Raw genomic sequence first — 20,675 nt, forward strand, 5'->3', positions numbered from 1 at the left:
CGCGATCGCCCCCGCCCCGCCGTCGAGGCCGCGGCGCAGCAGGCCGGCCGCGGCCCGGTCGGGCGCCAGCCGGTCGGGGGCCGCGCGGTCGGTGCCGGCGGGCAGGTGGGCGGCCGCCTCGTCGGCGTCCTCCAGCAGCCGGGCCTCGGCGAGCAGGTCGAGCAGCCGCCGGGTGCGGCCGTGCGGCACGCCGAAGTGGTCGCCCGCCGCGTACAGGTCCTCGGGGGTACGGGTGCCGTCGACGCGGTCGAGGAGCCGTGCGGTCGGCGGGTCCAGCCCGGCGACGAGGACGGCGCGGGCCGGGTCGGCGCCGAGCTGCAGGGTGTCGTGGTCGCGCCACAGGCGGACGAGGGCGGTGCGCAGGCGTGGTCTCATGCCCGGCACTGTGGCCGAAAGCCGGACGACCCCGGTGTTCGTCGTCCACAGGGCCGGTAGGACTATCAGCCTTATTCGGCATGGAATCACCGGAAAATTCGGCAAAACGGACGGTTGTGGGTATCGAACGCGGGCGATTTGTGGACGCGGCGGCGAAGCAACGGCTCCTGACGCGCGCTGTTGGGTAACGTCTGGTTGTGGCCGCCGATCCCGGGGCCGGGCGCTCCGCCGTGCCCGGAAACCCGCCTGACAACGCCGTCGAGGTCCGAAGGAGCACCCGACGGCGCCGTACTGTGTCGGCCTATCGCGACGGGGACCGCACGGTCGTGCTGCTGCCCGCGCGGATGTCCGCGGCCGAGGAGCAGCGCTGGGTCGGGATAATGCTCGACCGCCTCGCCGCCCAGGAGAAGCGCCGCCGGCCCAGCGACGACGTGCTCGCCCAGCGGGCCCGCGAACTGTCCGACCGCTACCTCGGCGGCCGCGCCGTGCCGACCACCGTGCGCTGGGTCGACAACCAGAACACCCGCTGGGGCTCGTGCACGCCGCTGGACGCGTCCATCAGACTGTCCAGCCGCCTCCAGGGCATGCCGCCGTACGTCGTCGACTACGTGCTGCTGCACGAGCTCGCGCACCTGCTGGTCCCCGGGCACGGGCCGCGGTTCTGGACCCTGCTCGCGGCGTACCCGCGCACCGAACGGGCGCGCGGTTATCTGGAAGGTGTCGCGGCGTCCGGCGGGCTGGGCCTGTCGGACGAGGACGACGACGTCGAGGGCCCGCACGAGGTCGAGGACCACCCGTCGGGCCCGGACGACGCCGCAGCCGAGCCGGTCGACGGCGCCTCCGGGGGCGCCGAGGGGCCCGACCCGCAGCCGCACTCGCGCGCGAGCGCCGCCGAGGGCGGCCGCGCCCACCGCGGCGCCACCGGCCGCCCGCCGCGTCCGCACAGCGGCTGATCCCGCGGTCTCGTTCGCCTGGCGTTCCACCCGACGGGCCCGCACGGCCGCGCCGCGGCCGCGGCGCACGCCCGAACGGCGCGCACCCGAACGGATGGTGGGTTCCCGGGCCCCCGGTTCCGTCGCGGCAGCGGTCGCGCACGTAATACCGTGAGCCCGCAGTCGGTGTGGGCGGCGCCATCGCGGGGGCGGTGCGCGGAACCGCGGACGCCGCACCCACGTCGGGATTCGACGGGGGAACAACGGGGCCGAGGGACCGGGCTCGGCCGGGGCCGGGATGTTGTAGCGTGCCGTGCGCGGTGGGGGTCGATGCCCGGATGGGCCCCTTCTGACGGGAAGGGAGCCACGAGGTGGTCGAGTTCAGGAAGGGTCAGAAGGCCAAGCTGTCCGATCTGACCCCGGGAACCGATCTGTACGTCGGCCTGCGGCTTGACGCCCCCGGTCTGACGTTCGACATCAGCTGCTTCGGCCTGGACGCGAACGACCGGTTGTCCGACGACCGGTACTTCGTCTTCTTCAACCAGCCGAAGTCGCCGGAGGAGTCGATCCAGCTGCTCGGCGCGCAGGCCGGCGACCAGGAGTCGTTCCGGGTCACGCTCGACCGCGTGCCGCCGCAGATCGGGAAGCTCGCGTTCACCGCGACGATCGACGGCAACGGCCAGATGTCGCAGGTCGGCTCCGGCTACATCCGCATTGCGGTCGGCGGCCAGGAGGTCCTCCGGTACGCGTTCACCGGTGCCGAGTTCAGCACCGAGCGCGCCATCATGATCGCGGACATCTACCGCAAGGAGCCGGCCGTCTGGCGCGTCGCCGCCGTCGGCCAGGGCTTCGACGGCGGGCTCCAGGCGCTCCTGGAGAACTTCGGCGGCGAGGCGCTCGAGGACGAGCCCGCCGCGCCGCCGCAGCAGCAGGCGCCGTCGTTCGCGCCGCCACCCGCCGCGCCGCAGCCGCCCGCGCCCAGCTTCCAGCAGCCCCCGGCGCCGCAGTTCCAGCAGCAGCCGCCGGCCCCGAACTTCGGCCCGCCGCCCGGCGCCCCCCAGCAGGACCAGTTCCAGCCGATCGCCGTCCAGGGCGCCCAGCAGGGCATGGGCATGCAGCCGCCGCCCGGGCAGTTCCAGCAGCCCGGTATGCCGCCGCCGCAGGGCATGCCGATGGGGATGCCGCCGCAGGGCCAGATGGCGCCCCCCGTGCCGCAGCAGGGCATGCCGATGGGCATGCCGCCCCAGCAGGGGATGCCCCCGCAGGGCATGCCCGGCCAGTTCCCCGGCCAGCCCGGTATGCCCCCGCAGCAGGGGATGCCGCCGCAAGGCATGCCGATGGGCCAGCCCGGCGCGCCGATGGGCGCGGACCAGACGTACCAGTACGGCCTCACACAGTTCGCCGAGGTCCAGGGCGGGCAGCGCTGGACGCAGCAGAACACGAAGATGGTCAAGGCCCTCGTGAGCCGCAGCGGCGCGAAGGTCATCGCGCGCTCCGGCAGCATGGTCGCGTACCAGGGCAAGGTCGAGTTCAAGCGCACGACGCAGGGCTCGGCGCAGGGTCAGAGCCGCCTCCAGGCATGGGGCACCAACCGGCTCACCGGCCAGACCATGGAGCTCATGCGCTGCGAGGGCGACGGCGAGGTGTTCTTCGCCGAGGACGCCGGCTACCTGCACGTCGTCGAGCTCGGCGGTCAGCGGCTGTGCGTCAACGCGCAGAACCTGCTCGCGTGGGACGACGGCCTCCAGCTGGAGCCGCGCCGCATCGAGGGCCAGGGCATCCCGGGCGGCGGCCTCTTCGTGCAGACGGTGTCCGGCAACGGCACCTGCATCGTGAAGACGCTGGGCACCCCGATGGTCCTGCCGGTCAACCCCGGCGCGCCGACCTTCGCGGACTCGAACGCGATCGTGGCGTGGACCGACGGCATGCAGGTGTCCACCAGCACCGCCGTGCGCGTGCGGCGCACCGCGTACCCCGGCCACAGCGGCGAGACCGTGTCGCTGCAGTTCCGCGGCATGCAGGGGCACTTCATCGTCGTCCAGCCGTACGAGGTGTGAGGGAACCATGGATCAGCAGATGATCGCGGCGTACGGCCAGACCGCCCCGACCGCGCGCATGCAGGCGCACGGCAACAAGATCTGCCGCGTCGCCATGCAGCAGGGCTACGACCTGTTCGCCAAGCAGGGCTCGATGATCGCCTACACGGGCTTCATCACCTTCAACCCGTGGCGCGACTCGCGCGGCCAGCGTGCCCGCGGCGCGATCACGGGCGAGAAGGTCGAGCTCATGCAGTGCACCGGGCAGGGCGACCTGTACCTCGCCGACTACGGCGCCGACGTCGTCATGCTCCAGCTGAACGGCGAGGCGCTCTCGGTCAACGGGGCGAACATCCTGGCGTTCGACGCGCAGCTCACCAAGAGCATCGAGTCGATCCCGGGCCTGGCCGCCAAGTTCAGCGGCAACGGCATGTTCAACATCAAGCTCGAAGGCACCGGGTGGGTGGCCATCACCACCCAGGGCACGCCGGTCGTGCTCAACCCGGGCGAGCGCGAGACGTACGTCGACCCCGACGCGCTGGTCGCGTGGTCCAGCGGGCTCCGAGTGAAGACCAAGAGCTCGATGCGGGCGATGAACCTGATCGGCCGCGGCAGCGGCGAGGCCATGCAGGTCGCGTTCACGGGCAGCGGCTACGTCGTCGTCCAGCCGTCCGAGGACTCCACCGACCGCTTCCACATCCGCGGCTGAGCAGGGGAGGGATTTCTGTGCAGAGCTCGCTTTTCGCGCACGGCCCGGTCCAGTCGCAGGACCGCTGGGCGCTGCAGAACAGCCAGATGCTGAAGATCGACCTGGGCGGCCAGATGCGCGACGTGCTCGCGCGCAAGGGCACCATGGTCGCGTTCCAGGGCGGCGTCGACTTCGACGGCCACCTCCAGTCGGGCGGCGAGCGCATGGCCGCCACCGCGACCGGTGAAGAGCTGAACCTGATGCGCTGCTTCGGCGCGGGGACCGTGTACCTCGCGAACCTGGCGCAGAGCATCCACGTGCTCGACCTGAACCACGAGGGCATCACCGTGGACGGGCAGTACGTGCTGGCCCTCGACCCGACGCTCAGCTGGAACGTGGTGCGCGTCGAGTCCGACCAGGGCATCGCCGCGGTCGGCGGCGGCTACAACCTGGAGATCGGCGGCCAGGGCAAGCTGGCGATCATGACCTCGGGCAAGCCGCTCGTCATGCAGGTCACCCCGCAGCAGGAGGTGTTCGCCGACGCGGACGCCGTCGTCGCCTGGAGCACGAGCCTGGTGACGCGCATGGAGGCGCAGCTGACCTCGCAGCGCGTGTGGAGCCGCCGCGGCGGCACCGGCGAGGGCTGGAACATGAGCTTCCAGGGCCAGGGCTACGTCCTGGTGCAGCCCAGCGAGCTGCTTCCGCCGACGGTGTTCCAGCAGGCGGCGCAGGGCTTCCTCGCCAACCGCGGTCTGGGGCAGCAGGGCGGCATGCGCGGCAACACGTGGGGCGCCTGACCCGCACCGCGTGACACGACGCCGAAGAGGCACCGCGCGGACCCGGGCGGTGCCTCTTCGCATGCGGGATGTGCCGCGCCGTCAGCCGGTCAGCTTCGCGGCGTCCGCGACCAGGCGGCGGACCGAGTCGTCGGTCGGGTCCGGGAGCGCGTCGATCGGGAACCAGCGCAGGTCGAGGGACTCGTCGCTGATCGCGGCGACCGAGCCGGGCGGCGCGATCGCGGCGTACTGGACGTCGAAGTGCACGCTCCACTGGTCGGGGCCGCCGCAGCGCACGTCGTGCCGGTCGAGCCGGACGGGCTCGGGCAGCAGCCGCAGCCCCGCGATGCCGGACTCCTCGACGGCCTCACGCAGCGCGGCCTCGGCGAGCGCGCCGTCGCCGTCCTCGCAGTGCCCGCCGGTCTGCAGCCAGAGCCCCACCTTGGGGTGCAGCGTGAGCAGCACACGCCCCTCGGCCGGGTCGACGACGACGGCACTCGCGGTCAGGTGACCCTCCTGGCGCGTGCGCGACATCGCGTCGGCGTACGTCGCGAGGTGCTCCAGATACGCGTCCCGCAGCGCCCCCTGCCCCGGGTCCGGGGCGGCCCAGGCTGCGAGGACGCGCGCCGCGTCCGCGTGCAGCGTCGTGGACGGAAGTGCACTGTCGTGTGAGCTCACAGGCGGCCGATCTGTCGCGACGGGTCGGGTCGCCGACGATCCTGCCACGCGAACGACCCCCCGACGGACGGCCAGAGCCGACGAGGCCGATCGAGGCGCAGTATCCCTCGCGCGCCGCCCAGGGGCTGTCTGGCGGATCTCTTCGGCAAGCCCGCACGTGGCCCGTGCGCGCTGCGCCGGGTCTGGAAACGCCGCGGAGCGAGCGCAGCCGGTGAGGAGGGCCGCCTAGGCCGCTCTGGGCCCGCGCCGACGAGGGGTGTACACGGCGGCACCCGCGTGCGGGACCGTTCGCCGACGGGCCCCGCAGGCGGGTGGAGCGCTGCTTGGCGAGATCGTCGGCCTTCAGCTGCGCCCGCCGACTCGGGGGCTGCCTGCGCCGCCAGCCGCACCGCCACGCCGCCCCGCAGGCCCGTCGTGTCGGTGTGCCGTGCGGCCAGTCGAATGCCGCCCCTTGCGAGGTCATCCGGCATCGTCGGGTCGGCCGAGCGTTGTCGGCGCGCTACGACTGTCGGGCCGCGGCCGGACCGTACGACCGAGGCCCGACGCCGCCCGACGTGCGACCTTGCCGGAACGCAGCCGCCCGTGGGCGACGTGCTGGACCAGGACGCCGAGGCCCGCCGCATGCAGCTCGGGCAGCCAGCGGTCACGGAACCGGCATGGGGCGGCCTTGCGGATGGGGGCGGTCCGGCGGCACATGTCGCGTCGCCGGACCGGCGTCATCGGCTACTTGGCGTCGTCCTCGCCCTTGTCGTCCTTCTCGTCGGTCTTCTGGTCGTCCTTCTTGGCGTCGCGTTCGCCTTCCAGGGCCTCCAGGTCGGCCTGCATCTGGGCGGCGAGGGCGGAGATGTCGAGTTCCTCGCGGTGGACGAAGCCGTCCGGGTCGTCGAGGTCGTCGGCTGTCGGGAGCATGTCGGGGTGGGCCCACAGGGCGTCGCGGCCCTCGATGCCGCGGGCGTCCGCGAGGGAGGCCCACAGGCGCGAGGCGTCCCGCAGGCGGCGGGGGCGCAGCTCGAGGCCGACCAGGGTGGCGAAGGTCTGCTCGGCCGGGCCGCCGGTCGCGCGGCGGCGGCGGAGGGTCTCGCGGAGGGCGTCCGCGGACGGCAGGCGCGGCGCGGCGGCCGCGTGGACGACCGCGTCGACCCAGCCCTCGACGAGCGCCAGGGCGGTCTCCAGGCGGGCCAGCGCGGCCTTCTGCTCGGGCGTCTCCTCGGGCTCGAAGAGGCCCTGCGTGAAGGCCTCCTGCAGCGCCTCGGGGTTGGTCGGGTCGATGCGCCCGGCGGCCTCCTCCAGGCGGCTCATGTCGACCTTGATGCCGCGCGCGTACGCGTCGACCGCGCCGAACAGGTGCCGGCCCAGCCACGGCACGTGCGCGAAGAGCCGCTGGTGGGCCGCCTCGCGCAGCGCCAGGTAGAGGCGCACCTCGTCCTGCGGCAGGCCGAGCCCGGCGCCGAACTCGGCCAGGTTCGCGGGCAGCAGCGCGGCGCGCCCGGCCGGCCCGATCGGCAGGCCGATGTCGGCGGAGCCGACGACCTCGCCGGCCAGCGCGCCGAGCGCCTGCCCGACCTGGGCACCGAACATCGCGCCGCCCATGCCGCGCATCATGCCGATCAGCGGCCCGGCCATCTGCTGCATCTCGTCGGGCATCATCTCGCCCATCGCGCTGACGACGCGGGTGGCGAGCGGTTCGACGAGCTCCTTCCACTGCGGGAGCGTCGCCTCGATCCACTCGGCGCGGCTCCACGCCAGCGTGGTGGACGCGCCGGACGGCAGCGGGGTGGCCTCGTCGAGCCACAGCTCGGCGAGCCGCACCGACTCCTCGACCGCGGTGCGGTCGACCTGGCCGACGCTCGCGTCGCCGCCCTTCTGGGCGACGGTCTGCCGGGCGATGTCGTGCGCGAGGTCCCAGTTGACCGGGCCGCCCTCGTAGGACAGCAGCTTGCCCAGCTGCTGGAAGGCCGCGCCGAGGTCGGCCGGGTTCATGTTGCCGAACAGCGCGCCGAACGGGTTGTCGGGGTCGTTGGGGTTGCCGAACGGGTCGAACCCGCCCGGACCGCCCGGACCACCCGGTCCGCCGGGCCCCGAGGGTCCGCCGGGGCCCTTGCCCCCGCCGGAGCCCTCCGCGCCCGAACCGCCGAAACCGAAGCCCGGGGAACTACCGGACCCGCCTGACGCGTCGGAGGAACCAGGGTCGCGGTCGGGGTTGTCGCCGCCGCCCGACGGCTTGCCGAAACCGAAGGGGAAGTCACCCATGACGGCCGTGTCCTCCTTGCCGACCCCCGTCGCCGGGGGTGTGGGGGCGGTGGCCTGCCAGGCCCGCCGCGCCTCGTTCGACCTGCCCCGGGGCACGGACGGCGCATCGACGGGGGCGCGGATCGGCGCCTCGCGTGATGGTCACGGCCACACCTCGGGCAGGATGGATTGCGGATGCTGCGTCATGTGCGCTCTCGGTACGCGGACCCGGCCGGCTTCCGGGCGGGTCGGCGTAAGCGAACCGCACGTACCAAACTAACCACGGGAGGCGGTCAGTGAGTTCCCAGCCTCCTCGCGTTCGCTCTCGGCGGAGTGAGCGGAACCAGACGGCCGAGCGGCCCTTGGAGGACGACATCGACACGTCCCGACGCGGGATGGGCCCGGGTGTGCGCCCGGTCGTGGCGGTCACCGGCGCGGCATCCGGGATCGGCCATCGGGTGGCCCTGCTGCTGTCCGAGAACGAGCAGGTCAAGCGGCTGATCGCGATCGACGAGCGGCGCGGCGACATCCCCGGCGCGCAGTGGCGGATCATGGACGTCCGGGACCCGGCGCTGGCGGGCCGGCTGGACGGCGTGGACGTCGTGCTGCACCTGGACCTGGACCTGTCGCTCGACTCCGAGCCGCGGGCACGCGGCGCGCGGAACGTGCGCGGCACCCAGACGGTCCTGACCGCGGCGGCCGCCGCGGGGGTGCCACGTGTCGTGCTGTGCACCTCGGCGATGGTCTACGGCGCGCTCCCGGAGAACGAGACGCCGCTGGACGAGGACGCGCCGCTGAAGGCGACCGCCGACGCGTCGCTGGTCGGCGACCTGCTGGAGATCGAGGAGCTGGCGGCCCGCGCGCCCCGTGCGCACCGGGCGCTCAACGTGACCGTGGTGCGCCCCGCCACGCTGGTCGGCGGCCCCGAGGCGGACAGCGTGCTGACCCGGCACTTCGAGGCGCCGCGGCTGCTGGTCGTGTCGGGCAGCCGTCCGCGCTGGCAGTTCTGCCACGTCGACGACCTCGCCTCCGCGCTGGTGTACGCGGCGCTCGGCAAGGTCGAGGGGGTCGTGACGGTCGCCTCGGAGGGCTGGCTCGAGCAGGAGGAGGTCGAGGAGCTGTCCGGCATGCGCAGGATGGAGCTGCCGGCCTCGCTCGCGCTGGGCACCGCGGAGCGGCTGCACCGGCTGGGCCTGACCCCGGCGCCGGCGGGCGACCTGGCGTACACGATGCACGGCTGGGTGGTGCCGTCGACGCGGCTGCGGGACGCCGGCTGGCGCCCGCTGTGGACGAACGAGCTCGCGTTCGCGGCGCTGCTGGAGGACGTCGCGGGCCGCCACGCCCTCGTCGCCCGCCGCCTGGGCCGCAAGGACGCCACCACGCTCGGCGCGGCGGGTGCGACGGTGGCCCTCATCGGCACCGCGGCGATCGTGCGGAAGGTGCGCAAGCGCCGCGGTATCTGACCGCCCGCCGGGGGTCCGACCCGGCGGGCCGCCGCGCGGCCCTGGCGTGGCCGGGTGGGACGGCTCGGGGCATACTGCGCCGCATGGGCAAGGACATGGATACGGACAAGGGCGCGGGGTCGATCAGACTCCTCGAGATCCGGGACACCCCGCTGTCGGTCGACGAGGTGTTCGCCGCGGTCGGCGACCCGACCGCGGGCGGCACGGCGCTGTTCGTCGGCACGGTGCGCGACCACGACGGCGGCCAGTCGGTCACCTCGCTGGAGTACTCGGCGCACCCGAGCGCGGCGGACGAGCTGCGCCGCATCGCCGAGAAGGTGGCGGCGGACTATCCGGTGAAGGCGCTCGCCGCGGTGCACCGGGTGGGCCGTCTGGAGATCGGCGACCTCGCGGTGGTGGTGGCGGTCTCGTGCCCGCACCGCGGTGAGGCGTTCGAGGCGTGCCGGAAGCTGATCGACACGCTCAAGCACGAGGTGCCGATCTGGAAGCACCAGCACTTCGCGGACGGCACGTCGGAGTGGGTCGGCGCCTGCTGAGCCGCGTCCCGCCACGCGTGTTCGGCGGGTCGGGTGAACCGACCCGTTGTCCGAAATGCGACCCCTGATCGCGATAGATACGATTTACGCACTATTCCGTTTCGCGTGGGCGGGGGTGCGGCATGGCAGCGATCGTGGGCTGGTGGGCCATCCCGGCGGTCGCATTGGCCGCCGTCATCCTGTGGGCCGTATGGCGCGGCCGCCCCCGCAAACCCGCGGGGATGCGCGAAACCGTCGCGCACTACGAGCAGTTCCAAGCGGTGTTGACCCGCGTTGTCGAGGCCGAGCCGGGCGGCACCCCGGACGGTCGCGCTGCCGCGGCCCGCGACGTGCCGTAGTGTCGCGCACATGTCGCGTCGCTCCGCCACCCTGGCCGTCTCGGGCCTGCTGTTGATAGCCATGGTGTTCGCCGTGCTGACCACGGCGGTCCCGTACGGCGAGCTGAGCCCGGGGCCGACCGTGAACACCCTGTCGCCGAACTACCAGGGCAAGCCGGTCATCGAGGTCGAGGGCCACGAGACGTTCCCGGCCAGCGGGCACCTCAACATGACGACCGTCTCGGTCACCAGCAAGAGCTTCGACATGCCCCTGTTCCAGGCGTTCATCGGCTGGGCCAAGGACGACGCCGACGTCGTCAAGAAGAACGACCTCTACCCGGACGACAAGACCGAGAAGCAGGTCGAAGAGGAGAACGCCGAGGAGTTCACCTCCTCCCAGCAGCACGCCAAGGTCGCCGCATTCGACTACCTGTACGCGAACGGCCTGATCAGCCAGCCCGTCACCCGGCACATCATCGTCAAGACGGTGTCCAAGGACATGCCCGCCACCGGCAAGCTGCACGCGGGCGACATCATCCTGTCCATCGACGGAACGCCGATCAAGACGACCGGCGACGTCGGCGCAGCGATCACCAAGCACAAGGCCGGCGAGACCGTGCGGTTCGTCGTCGACCCCGAGGACGCCCGCGGCACCCAGCGCACCATCGACATCACCACGACCGCCGCCCCCCAGGACGGTCACGCCGTGGTCGGCATCACGCCGGGCGTGCTGCCGGAGTTCCCGTTCAAGGTGACGATCCACCTGGAGGACGTCGGCGGCCCCAGCGCCGGCCTGATGTTCGCGCTCGGCATCGTCGACATCCTCAGCCCCGGCGACCTGACCGGCGGGAAGTTCGTGGCCGGCACCGGCACGATCGACGACGACGGCGGTGTCGGCCCGATCGGCGGCGTCCAGATGAAGACGATCGCCGCGCAGCGGGCCGGCGCCAAGTACTTCCTGACGCCGGCCGACAACTGCAGCGAGGCGGTCAAGAACAAGCCCGGCGGCCTCACCCTCGTCCGGGTGGAGTCGCTGAACGACGCCCTGAACGCGCTCAAGGTCATCAGCAGCGGCCAGGGCACCCTCACGGAGTGCACGGCCGACACGCACAACGGCTGACCCGGAGGGTCAGGCGGGTCAGGCGGGTCAGGAGAAGGTCGCCTCGAGGGCCTCGGCGAGCCCCGGCACCAGCGAGGCGCCGGACAGCACCTCGGTGTCCTCGTCCTTGTCGCGCAGCCGCAGGACCGACTCGCGGGAGCCGTCGCGCATCACGCCGACCGCGATGCGCACCTCCTGCCGGTCCGGGCGGGCCGCGACCCACGCCGCGATCTCCTCGTCGGTGCCGGACGTCGGCAGCTCGGCCTCGGCGGCCGGCGGCAGCATCAGCCGCTCGACGACGATGGCGCAGCCGAGTACCGCGTCCGGCCAGGCGATGCCGGCCAGGAACTCGTCGATCGGCGTCTCGGCCGGGATCTCGTCCTGCTCGATCGGGGTCAGCGTGGTCGGCGCGCCCTCCTCGGCGGCCAGGCCCAGGTCCTGCGCGAGCTGCGGCTCGGAGCGGACCAGGGCGGCGGTGTCGACGAGCGCGTACAGGCGGGCGGGCTGGTCCCACCCGAACGCCGACACGTGGCGCTCGATCTCCACGACGGCCTGGGTCAATGCAACGGTCATGGCTCCATCATCCCGGTATCCGGACGCTCCTCCGCACAGGCCGCCGGACACCGCCCTCACCGGGCCCCGCAAGGCCCTGTGAGGCCCTGTGAGGCCCCGCGGGCGTCCCGTCCCTCGGACAGTTCAGCCGTGTCGGTGGGGAACCATGTCAAGGCTCGGTAAGTTGACACGTCGAGCGCCGACCGGGCGCAACCAGGTAATGATCGAGGTGCGCACCCTTGGTTTTTCAGATGCCCGAACGTGGCGACCCCCGGGGTCGCCGTATCAGATTGGGAGCCCCGTCCCGTCGGCTGCGGACCCTGCTGCTGACTCTCGGCATCATCGCGGTGCTGGTTGTCGCGTGGATCCTGTTCGCCAACTTCTGGACGGACTGGCTCTGGTACAAGTCCGTCGGCTACGGCAACGTCTTCACCACCAAGCTGTGGACGCGCCTGGGGCTCTTCCTGGTGTTCGGCGTCCTCATGGCCGCGGCCGTGGGCCTCAACATGTACTTCGCGTACCGGTTGCGCCCGCAGTTCCGCGGCATGTCCCTCGAACAGCAGAGCCTGGACCGGTACCGCTCGGCGCTCGCCCCCTTCCGCGTGTGGATCCTCGCCGGCCTGTCCGTGATCGTCGGCATCATCGCCGGCACGTCCGCGGCCGGGCACTGGAGCACGTGGCTGCTCTTCGTCAACGGGGTGTCCTTCGGGGTCAAGGACCCGCAGTTCCACAAGGACGTCTCGTTCTTCGCGTTCGACCTGCCGTTCTACCGGTTCCTGGTGGACTTCGCGTTCATCGCGGTCGTGGTCGGCCTGATCGTCGCGGTGCTCACCCACTACCTGTACGGCGGCCTCCGCGTGCAGAGCCCGGGCGCCCGCGCGACCCCCGCGGCGCAGGCGCACCTGTCGCTGCTGCTCGGCCTGTTCGTGCTGCTCAAGGCCATCGCCTACTGGCTCGACCGGTACGCGCTCGCGGTGCACTCGGGTGACTTCAAGGAGGCCACCCAGTTCACCGGTCTCCGGTACACCGACGCCAACGCCGTGCTGCCCGCGAAGACGATCCTGTTCATCGTCGCGCTGATCTGCGCGGTGCTGTTCTTCGTCAACGTCTTCCGCCGCACCTGGGCGCTGCCGATCATCGGCTTCGGGCTGATGGTGCTGTCCGCGGTGCTGATCGGCGGGCTGTACCCGTTCATCGTCGAGCGCTTCCAGGTCAAGCCGAACCAGCAGGCCAAGGAAGCCAAGTACATCGAGTACAACATCAAGGCGACGCGGGACGCGTACGGCATCGCCGATGTGAACGCCGAGGGCTACGCGGGCTCCACCGACACCAAGGCCGGCCTGGTGGACGAGGCCCGCGGAGCCGCGAGCATCCGCCTGCTGGACCCGAACGTCGTCGGCCCGACGTTCCAGCAGCTCCAGCAGCTGAAGCAGTTCTACGGCTTCAACACGACCCTCGACGTCGACCGCTACGTGCTCGACGGCAAGGTCCAGGACACCGTCATCGCGCTGCGCGAGCTGAACCCGAACGGCCTGCAGAACCGCAACTGGGTGAACGACCACACCAAGTACACCCACGGATACGGCGTGGTCGCGGCCGACGGCAACCAGGTGGACGTCTACGGCAACCCCGAGTTCATCGTCTCGAACATCACGCCGGACGGTACGCCCAGCAACCTGGGCACCTACCAGCAGCGCATCTACTTCGGCGAGAAGACCACCGAGTACTCGATCGTCGGCGCCCCGCAGGGCACCGCGCCGACCGAGATCGACTACCCGGACGAGAGGCTGCCGGGCGGCCAGGCGACGTACACCTACACCGGCAACGGCGGCGTGCCGATCGGCTCGACGTTCAACAAGCTGCTGTACGCGACCAAGTTCGCGGACGGCAACATCCTGCTGTCGAGCTCGATCAACGAGAAGTCGCGCATCCTCTACAACCGCACCCCCAAGGAGCGGGTGGAGGCCGTCGCGCCGTGGCTCACCATCGACGGCGACGCGTACCCGGCCGTCATCGACGGCAAGATCCAGTGGATAGTCGACGCGTACACGACGACCAACGGCTACCCGTACTCGTCGCGGACGACGCTCGGTGACACCACCGCGGACTCGGCGGTGCGCGCCGACCAGAAGCGCGGCACGGTCGGCAACACCGGCAACGTCAACTACATCCGCAACTCGGTGAAGGCCACCGTCGACGCCTACACGGGCGCGGTGACCCTGTACCAGTGGGACGAGCAGGACCCGGTCCTCAAGACCTGGATGAAGGCGTTCCCCGGCACCGTGGAGAAGAAGGACAAGATCTCCCCGGCCCTGATGCAGCACCTGCGCTACCCGCAGGACCTGTTCAAGGTGCAGCGCGAGATGCTGACCCGCTACCACGTCACCAACCCGCAGACGTTCTTCAACGGCTCGGACTTCTGGAAGGTCCCGCAGGACCCGACGACGATCAAGCAGGCGGGCGGCGAGCAGCCGCCGTACTACCTTTCGATGAAGATGCCGCCCGCCCAGGGACAGGCGCCGGAGACCGACCAGGTCTTCCGGCTCACCAGTGCCCTCGTGCCGAACCAACGGCAGAGCATGGCGGCGTTCCTCGCGGTGAACGCGCAACCAGGGCCCGACTACGGCAAGTTCAGACTCCTGTCGCTGCCGTCGACGACGACGATCAACGGGCCCGAGCAGATGCAGAACGTGTTCACCTCGAACCCGACCGTCAGTACGTCGCTCGGCACCATCGGAGGCCTGAACGCCTCACAGGTGGTCTACGGCAACCTGCTGAGCCTTCCGGTGGGCGGAGGGATGCTCTACGTCGAGCCGGTCTACGTGAAGGCCGTGGCGCAGAACAACAGCTCGTATCCGCTGATGAAGAAGGTGCTCGCGTCGTACGGCAACACGATCGCGTACGAGGACACCCTCGAGAAAGCCTTCGCGGTGCTGTTCGCCGGGGCTCAGGGGGCGGTCCCCAACCCGGGCAGCCCGCCGCCGGCGGGCGGTACGAACACCACGCCGCCGCCGACCGGTGGGGCGACCACGCCGCCGTCGACGACCCCGCCGCCGGCCGGCGGGCAGCAGAACCCGACGGTCAAGCAGGCGCTCGACGACGCGCAGAAGGCGATCGCGGACGCGGACGCCGCGCTGAAGGCGGGTGACTTCGCCAAGTACGGCGATGCGCAGAAGCGGCTCAACGAGGCCATCACCCGCGCGGTGCAGGCCGAGACCGCGGCCACGGCCCCGGCGGCACCGCCCGCCTCGCCGACCCCCGGCCAGACCCAGCAGCCGGCCCTGCCGCCGGCCAGCGGGGCGACGCCGAAACCGTAGAGCAGGACGCGCATAGACCGGGTTGTCCCGGGTCCGTCAGGGCCCGGGGCAACCCGGTTGGCTTTCCGCCCGACGATCGCGTATGGTTAAGGCATACCGACGCGGGGTGGAGCAGCTCGGTAGCTCGCTGGGCTCATAACCCAGAGGTCGCAGGTTCAAATCCTGTCCCCGCTACTCAGTCGAAGGCGATCTGTGCTCACGGAAACGTGAGCCGGGTCGCCTTCGTTGTTTTTTGCGCGGTTTCGCCGCGCGGGCGGGGCTTCGCCACCCGCACCCCCGCCTTCGGGGTGGGCCCTGCCGGGTCGGGCAGGTGGGGGCTTCGGCGCCCGCACCCCCGGCCTTCGGGGCTGTGTGACGCAAGGCGGGGAAAACACGACGCCGACCGGGCCCGAAGGCTTGCGGTCGGCGTTGGCGTCGTGCGGTGCGGGTGGCGCTGGTCAGAGAGAGACGCGGCGGCGCAGCCCACGGAGCGGCGCCGTCAGGACGGCGCGGGCGAGGCGGTGCCCCGCGGCACGGCTCGGACGCGGCGCGACCTCCTGGATGAGCATGGCGGACTCGCGTGCGTTGGCGGTGGCCGCCTCGGGGGCCTTGGCCGGTGCCGGGGCATGCCCGAAGAGAGCGAGGTGCCGTTCGAGTCGGTCGCCGCTGCCGCCGCGCAGGGCGTCGACCGCGGGGATCGGAACCCGCCGCGGCCTGCTCGAATGGTCCATTCCTGATATGACCACGACGCAGACCGTACCCCATCGGAGGCCCTCTGTGACCGCCTGTTCCCGCATGTCGGGGTGGCGTTTTCGGGCCGGAACAGCCGTGTCGGGACGTCGATTTCACGCCGTCGGTCAGGTACGTCGCGCGCGCGGCCGCCCAGTTGGGATCAATCGGGCGAATCGTTCGGTCATATATCGATTCGGCGATGTGATCACCGGGGGTGACCGCATCGCCTCGGCCTTGATTTCTCGCGGGCGCGCCCGGACGATGTGACGAACATCATGGCGAAATTCTTTTCGATATACCGAAAAGATCACGCGGCCTGAGAAAGGTGCCGGCGCATGACCGACGCGGTCGAGATCGTCGCAAGCCGCCGCGCATATGTCGACGGGAAGTTCGTGGAATTCGGCGTCCCCGGGACGCTTCCGCTCGCGGTGTCCGACCCCGCGACCGGGGCGGTCGTCGCCGAGGTGGTCGCGGCGGACGGCACGGCGCTGGTCGAGCGGGCGGTCCGCGCGGCGCGCGCGGCCTTCGACACCGGCCCCTGGCCGCGCACGACGGTCGCCGAGCGCGTCACTGTGCTCGACCGGATGACCGACCATCTGGACGGGCTCCGCGACCGGCTCGTCGAGACCGCGATCGCGGAGGCCGGCGCGCCGCGCACGCTCGCCGAGGCCGCGCAGGTCGGCCTCGCGCTGGCGCAGGCCCGTGAGCTGACCGGCCTCGCCGCCGGGCTGCCCGCCTGGGAGCACAACGAACTCCCGTTGGAGCAGCACCTCTACGCGCCGGGCAAGGTGCGGCTCAGCATCCGCCGGTACGAGCCGGTAGGCGTCGTCGCGGCGATCACCGCGTACAACTTCCCGCTGGTGACCAACGTCGTGAAGGTGTTCCCGGCGCTCGCCGCCGGCTGCACCGTGGTGCTGCGGCCGAGTCCGCTGACGCCGCTGGCCGCGCTGGTGCTCGGCGACGCGGCGGCCGCGGCCGGGCTGCCGCCCGGTGTGCTGAACGTGGTCGCCGAGGCCGGTGACGCGGGCGGCGTGCTGCTGTCCACGCACCCGGACGTGGACCTGGTCAGCTTCACGGGGTCGACGGCCGTCGGCCGGCGCATCGCCGCGCAGGGTGCGGAGACCCTCAAGCGCCTCGTCCTCGAACTCGGCGGCAAGAGCGCGGGGTTGTACCTGCCGGACGCGCTCGCGGCCGGTCCCGCACGGGCGGTCGCGGGCGCCGTGGCGATGTTCGCGAGCCATTCCGGGCAGGCGTGCGCGGCGCAGACGCGCATGCTGGTGCCGCAGGACCGCAAAGCGGAGGTCCTGGACGCGCTGCGCGCCGCCGCGGCGGCGCTGCCCGTCGGGGATCCGCACGAACGGGCGACCGTGCTCGGGCCGTTGATCAGCGAGGCGCAGCGGGACCGGGTCGCCGGGCTCGTGGCCGCGTCGGTGGCGGCGGGCGGGCACCTTGTGACGGGCGGCGGTGTGCCCGAAGGGCTGGACCGCGGCTGGTACTTCGCGCCCACGGTGCTCGACGTCGACGACAACGCGAACCCGGCGGCGCGCGAGGAGGTCTTCGGGCCGGTGCTGAGCGTGCAGGGCTACCGCGACGTGGACGAGGCCGTCGCGATAGCGAACGACAGTCCGTACGGGCTGTCCGGCGGGGTCTACACGGACGACCTGGCTGCGGGGATGGCGGTCGCCGAGCGGATGCGCACCGGCACCGTGCAGATCAACACCGGGTGCGCGAGCGGCTTCACGCCGGCCGGTGGATACGGGCAGAGCGGTTTGGGCCGGGAACGCGGGGTAGCGGGGATCCGGGCGTTCCAGGAGACGAAGCACGTCGTGGTCGGGTCGGTGTGAGCGTGACGGGCGAGGCGTAAGAGGAGGCGGCGTTGGTCGGGGGAGACGTGAGGACGGTGCTGCGCGGCGGTCTGGTCGCGGACGGCACCGGCGGGGCGCTGTACCGCGCGGACGTGGCGCTGTCGGCCGGCCGGGTCACCGAACTCGGCCCCGATGTGGAGGCGATGCCGGGGGACCGGGTGCTGGACGCGTCCGGCTGCGTGGTGGCGCCGGGCTTCATCGACGTCCACACGCACTACGACGCCCAGGTCTTCTGGGACCCGGCGTGCACGCCGTCGAGCTACCACGGGGTGACGACGGCGGTGCTGGGCAACTGCGGCTTCTCGCTGGCGCCTTGCCGACCCGATCGGCGCGCGCTGATGGTGCGGATGCTGCACGACCTGGAGGACATGCGCACCGACACCCTGGAGGCCGGGATCGGCTGGGGTTTCGCGACCTTCGGCGAGTACCTGGACGCCGTGGAGCGGCTCGGCCCCGTCATCAACCTCGCGGCGTACGTGGGGCATTCGGCGGTGCGCATCGACGTGATGGGCGAGGAGGCGTACGAGCGCGAGGCCACCGACCTTGAGGTCGCCGAGATGCGCATGGCGGTGCGGGACGCGCTCGCGGCGGGCGCGATCGGGTTCGCGACGAGCGCCTCGCCGACCGGGCGGCGCTGTCCGTCGCGGTTCGCGGGCGCCGCCGAGACGACCGGCTTGCTGGACGAACTGCGCGACGCCGGACGGGGAGTGGCCTCCTTCGTGCCGGGTGGCGCGTTCGACCACGCCGCGCTGTACGAGCTCCAGCCGCGTATCGGACGGCCGTTCACGTGGACCGCGCTGCTCGCCCTCGCGGACGGACGGCACCGCGAATGGGCGGACCTGCACCGCGCGGGGACCGCGGCCGGGGCGGACGTGCACCCGCAGGTGACCTGTCGGCCGCTGGTCGCACAGACGACGCTGCTGGCACCGTTCGCGTTGCGCGCCGCGAGCCTCGCGGAACTCGAAGGCTCCTCAATGCTGTTGCGGGCCGCCGCCTACCGCGACCGGGGGTGGCGCGACCGGCTCGCCGCCGAGCTCGCCGAGGGCTTGCTGGCGCCGCGCTGGGACCGCTGGTTCGTCGCCGAGTCGGGCGACGAGGCCCTGGTCGGGCGGACGGTCGCCGAGGTCGCCGAGGAACGCGACACGGCGCCGCTGGACTGCGCGCTCGACATCGCGCTCGCGGACGACCTCGCGACGCGGTTCACGGTCGTGCTGGCCAACGACGACGAGGCCGAGGTCGCCGACCTGCTCACGCTGGACGGCGCCGTGCTGGGGCTGTCGGACGCGGGCGCCCACCCCGACCAGATCTGCGACGCCGTACTGCCGACGGACCTGCTCGGCGGATGGGTGCGCGACCGCGGCGTGCTGGCGCTGCCGGCGGCGGTGCGCAAGCTGACCGGCGAGCCGGCCGACCTGTTCGGGCTCGCGGACCGCGGCTACCTGCGCGTGGGCGCGGCCGCCGACGTCGTGGTGTTCGACCCGGCGGCGATAGGACCGGGCCCGATCAGGCGCGTGACGGACTTCCCGGCGGACGCGGACCGGCTGGTGGCGGACGCGCCGACCGGCGTGCGGCACGTCCTGGTCGCCGGGGTGCCGATCCGGTGCGAGGAGCGGCAGGTGGACCGCCCGATCGACTTCTGGGGCCACGCCCCGGGACGCGTCCTGCGGTCCACGGCGGACGGCGAGCGCTGACAGCACCGACAGCACCGACAGCAGCGACAGCGGTGACTGCGGCGACACAGGTACGGCACGACCGACACCGACCACACCAGGAAGGCAGGCCAGTGGCCGACCAGCAGACCTCCGACGCCCCCACTGAGTTCGACGCGTTTGACGCGTTCGCGGCCAAGAACGCGCTCAACGGCGTCGGCGTCGTCAAGGACCCGTACCCGCGGCTCGCCGAACTCCGCTCGCAGTGCCCCGTCCACCAGGGCTCGGTGTCGGCGCGCTTCGACCTCCCCGGCGCGGACCGGATCATCGCCGCCGAGGACGAGCAGGCGTCCGTCTACACCTACCAGGGCGTCGACGCCGTCCTGCGCGACGCGGCCTCGTTCTCGTCGAGCTGGTACCGCATGTCGATCGGCGACGTCATCGGCCGGACCATCCTGGAGATGGACCCGCCCGAGCACCGCCGCTTCCGCTCGCTGATCTCCCCGGCCTTCACGCGTCGCGAAATGGACCGCTGGGAGCACGGGTTCGTGCGCGGGATCGTCGACGCGTACCTCGACCGCTTCCGCGCCGACGGACGTGCCGACCTGGCCGCGGACTTCGCGTTCCACTACCCGATCCACGTCATCGCGGTCGCCGCCGGGCTGCCGGTCGTGGACCTGCCCGAGTTCTACCGGCACACGGCGCTGCTGACCAACGTCGCCGTCTCCCAGGACGAACGCCTCGCCGCGTCACGCGACCTCGGCGCCATGGTGCAGGAACTCATCGACGCCCGCCGCGCCGAGCCCGCCGACGACCTCATCGGCGTCCTGGTCCGCGCCCGGCTCAACGACGAGGACTGGGACGGCGCCAGCGACCGGCAGCTCACCGACGACGAGATCGTCGCCTTCCTGCGCCTGCTCGTCCCGGCCGGCGCCCAGACCACCTACCGCGCCATCACCACCGTCCTCTACGGCCTGCTCAGCCACCCCGACCAGCTCGCCGCCGTGCGGGCCGACCGCTCGCTGATCCCGCAGGCGATCGAGGAGGGCCTGCGCTGGGAGGTGCCGCTGCTGGCCGTCGGGCGAACGGCGGTGCGCGACACCGTCGTCGAGGGCTGCCCGGTCCGCGCGGGCCAGCACGTCAACGCCCCCGTCGCGGCCGCCAACCACGACCCGTCGCGCTGGGAGCGTCCGGACGAGTTCGACATCTTCCGTACGCCCGTCCCGCACGTGTCCTTCGGCGTCGGCCCGCACGTGTGCCTCGGCATCCACGCGGCCCGTATGGAGATGCGCGTCGCGCTCGACCTGCTGCTCGACCGGCTGCCCGGGCTGCGCCTGGACCCGGACACTCCCTGCGACGGCGTCACCGGCCTGGGGCTGCGCACCGCCGTGCGCCTGCCCGTGGTCTTCGACACACCCTGACGGCTGAGCGTGGCCCTGTTGATCTGGCGGA

General features: G+C 72.3%; 15 protein-coding genes, 1 tRNA gene and 2 pseudogenes. 13 read left to right on the top strand and 5 right to left on the bottom strand.

The window, feature by feature from the left end; all coding sequences use genetic code 11:
- Window positions 1-375 (bottom strand): annotated as a pseudogene (locus QI554_RS17930) (ThiF family adenylyltransferase); the annotation flags it as partial.
- A 197-nt stretch (window positions 376-572) separates the two neighbouring features.
- Between QI554_RS17930 and QI554_RS17935 the strand changes: the two are divergent.
- The 4 genes and pseudogenes from QI554_RS17935 to QI554_RS17950 form a co-directional block, all read left to right on the top strand.
- Window positions 573-1,115 (top strand): annotated as a pseudogene (locus QI554_RS17935) (M48 metallopeptidase family protein); the annotation flags it as partial.
- Between the two features lie 563 nt (window positions 1,116-1,678).
- Window positions 1,679-3,364: a TerD family protein gene (locus QI554_RS17940; protein ID WP_281471045.1), complete on the top strand. Its 1,686-nt coding sequence runs from the start codon at window positions 1,679-1,681 to the stop codon at window positions 3,362-3,364.
- Between the two features lie 7 nt (window positions 3,365-3,371).
- On the top strand, window positions 3,372-4,052 hold the full coding sequence (locus QI554_RS17945; protein WP_281471046.1) for an AIM24 family protein: 681 nt from the start codon (window positions 3,372-3,374) through the stop codon (window positions 4,050-4,052).
- Window positions 4,053-4,069: 17 nt separating this feature from the next.
- A complete protein-coding gene (locus QI554_RS17950; protein WP_281471047.1) occupies window positions 4,070-4,828 on the top strand; it encodes an AIM24 family protein in 759 nt (252 codons plus the stop codon).
- Window positions 4,829-4,909: 81 nt separating this feature from the next.
- Here the strand turns inward: QI554_RS17950 and QI554_RS17955 are convergent, their stop codons facing one another.
- Window positions 4,910-5,485 (bottom strand): NUDIX hydrolase, encoded by a 576-nt coding sequence (locus tag QI554_RS17955; protein ID WP_281471048.1) that lies wholly within the window; start codon window positions 5,483-5,485, stop codon window positions 4,910-4,912.
- 723 nt (window positions 5,486-6,208) lie between these two features.
- Window positions 6,209-7,735 (bottom strand): zinc-dependent metalloprotease, encoded by a 1,527-nt coding sequence (locus QI554_RS17960; RefSeq protein WP_281471049.1) that lies wholly within the window; start codon window positions 7,733-7,735, stop codon window positions 6,209-6,211.
- Between the two features lie 374 nt (window positions 7,736-8,109).
- Here QI554_RS17960 and QI554_RS17965 point away from each other — a divergent pair, with 374 nt between their 5' ends.
- The 4 genes from QI554_RS17965 (at window position 8,110) to QI554_RS17980 (ending at window position 11,150) form a co-directional block, all read left to right on the top strand.
- Entirely contained in the window at window positions 8,110-9,177 is a 1,068-nt protein-coding gene (locus tag QI554_RS17965; protein ID WP_281471116.1) for an NAD-dependent epimerase/dehydratase family protein, read from the top strand.
- A gap of 83 nt (window positions 9,178-9,260) precedes the next feature.
- Window positions 9,261-9,713 (top strand): molybdenum cofactor biosynthesis protein MoaE, encoded by a 453-nt coding sequence (locus QI554_RS17970; RefSeq protein WP_281471050.1) that lies wholly within the window; start codon window positions 9,261-9,263, stop codon window positions 9,711-9,713.
- Between the two features lie 122 nt (window positions 9,714-9,835).
- Complete coding sequence (locus tag QI554_RS17975) at window positions 9,836-10,051, top strand: hypothetical protein (protein ID WP_281471052.1); 216 nt, start codon at window positions 9,836-9,838, stop codon at window positions 10,049-10,051.
- 10 nt (window positions 10,052-10,061) lie between these two features.
- Complete coding sequence (locus tag QI554_RS17980) at window positions 10,062-11,150, top strand: YlbL family protein (protein ID WP_281471053.1); 1,089 nt, start codon at window positions 10,062-10,064, stop codon at window positions 11,148-11,150.
- A gap of 27 nt (window positions 11,151-11,177) precedes the next feature.
- Here the strand turns inward: QI554_RS17980 and QI554_RS17985 are convergent, their stop codons facing one another.
- Window positions 11,178-11,702, bottom strand: a complete 525-nt coding sequence (locus QI554_RS17985) for a PPA1309 family protein (RefSeq protein WP_281471055.1) — start codon at window positions 11,700-11,702, stop codon at window positions 11,178-11,180.
- 230 nt (window positions 11,703-11,932) lie between these two features.
- Between QI554_RS17985 and QI554_RS17990 the strand changes: the two genes are divergently transcribed.
- On the top strand, window positions 11,933-14,998 hold the full coding sequence (locus QI554_RS17990; RefSeq protein WP_281471057.1) for a UPF0182 family membrane protein: 3,066 nt from the start codon (window positions 11,933-11,935) through the stop codon (window positions 14,996-14,998).
- A 100-nt stretch (window positions 14,999-15,098) separates the two neighbouring features.
- Window positions 15,099-15,172: transfer RNA gene (locus tag QI554_RS17995), tRNA-Met, on the top strand.
- Window positions 15,173-15,435: 263 nt separating this feature from the next.
- Here the strand turns inward: QI554_RS17995 and QI554_RS18000 are convergent.
- Window positions 15,436-15,723 (bottom strand): hypothetical protein, encoded by a 288-nt coding sequence (locus QI554_RS18000; protein WP_281471058.1) that lies wholly within the window; start codon window positions 15,721-15,723, stop codon window positions 15,436-15,438.
- A gap of 321 nt (window positions 15,724-16,044) precedes the next feature.
- On the opposite strand from QI554_RS18000, the gene QI554_RS18005 reads away from it, so the two are divergent.
- The 3 genes from QI554_RS18005 to QI554_RS18015 all read left to right on the top strand — a co-directional run bounded on the left by QI554_RS18005 (window position 16,045) and on the right by QI554_RS18015 (window position 20,644).
- Window positions 16,045-17,553: an aldehyde dehydrogenase family protein gene (locus QI554_RS18005; RefSeq protein ID WP_281471059.1), complete on the top strand. Its 1,509-nt coding sequence runs from the start codon at window positions 16,045-16,047 to the stop codon at window positions 17,551-17,553.
- Window positions 17,554-17,585: 32 nt separating this feature from the next.
- Window positions 17,586-19,265: an N-acyl-D-amino-acid deacylase family protein gene (locus tag QI554_RS18010; protein ID WP_281471060.1), complete on the top strand. Its 1,680-nt coding sequence runs from the start codon at window positions 17,586-17,588 to the stop codon at window positions 19,263-19,265.
- Window positions 19,266-19,357: 92 nt separating this feature from the next.
- Window positions 19,358-20,644 carry a cytochrome P450 gene (locus QI554_RS18015; RefSeq protein WP_281471061.1) on the top strand — a complete coding sequence of 429 codons (1,287 nt, stop codon included), beginning with the start codon at window positions 19,358-19,360 and terminating at the stop codon, window positions 20,642-20,644.
- The last annotated feature ends 31 nt before the right edge of the window (window positions 20,645-20,675 follow it).

Origin of the sequence: Yinghuangia seranimata, assembly GCF_029953285.1 — a bacterium.
Classification (GTDB): domain Bacteria; phylum Actinomycetota; class Actinomycetes; order Streptomycetales; family Streptomycetaceae; genus Yinghuangia; species Yinghuangia seranimata.

Coding starts and splice junctions, on each gene's coding strand:
- QI554_RS17975 (WP_281471052.1), top strand. CDS start 9,836: ATGGCAGCGATCGTGGGCTGGTGGGCCATCCCGGCGGTCGCATTGGCC.
- QI554_RS18005 (WP_281471059.1), top strand. CDS start 16,045: ATGACCGACGCGGTCGAGATCGTCGCAAGCCGCCGCGCATATGTCGAC.
- QI554_RS17965 (WP_281471116.1), top strand. CDS start 8,110: ATGGGCCCGGGTGTGCGCCCGGTCGTGGCGGTCACCGGCGCGGCATCC.
- QI554_RS17945 (WP_281471046.1), top strand. CDS start 3,372: ATGGATCAGCAGATGATCGCGGCGTACGGCCAGACCGCCCCGACCGCG.
- QI554_RS17960 (WP_281471049.1), bottom strand. CDS start 7,735: ATGGGTGACTTCCCCTTCGGTTTCGGCAAGCCGTCGGGCGGCGGCGAC.
- QI554_RS17970 (WP_281471050.1), top strand. CDS start 9,261: ATGGGCAAGGACATGGATACGGACAAGGGCGCGGGGTCGATCAGACTC.
- QI554_RS17980 (WP_281471053.1), top strand. CDS start 10,062: ATGTCGCGTCGCTCCGCCACCCTGGCCGTCTCGGGCCTGCTGTTGATA.
- QI554_RS17985 (WP_281471055.1), bottom strand. CDS start 11,702: ATGACCGTTGCATTGACCCAGGCCGTCGTGGAGATCGAGCGCCACGTG.
- QI554_RS17990 (WP_281471057.1), top strand. CDS start 11,933: ATGCCCGAACGTGGCGACCCCCGGGGTCGCCGTATCAGATTGGGAGCC.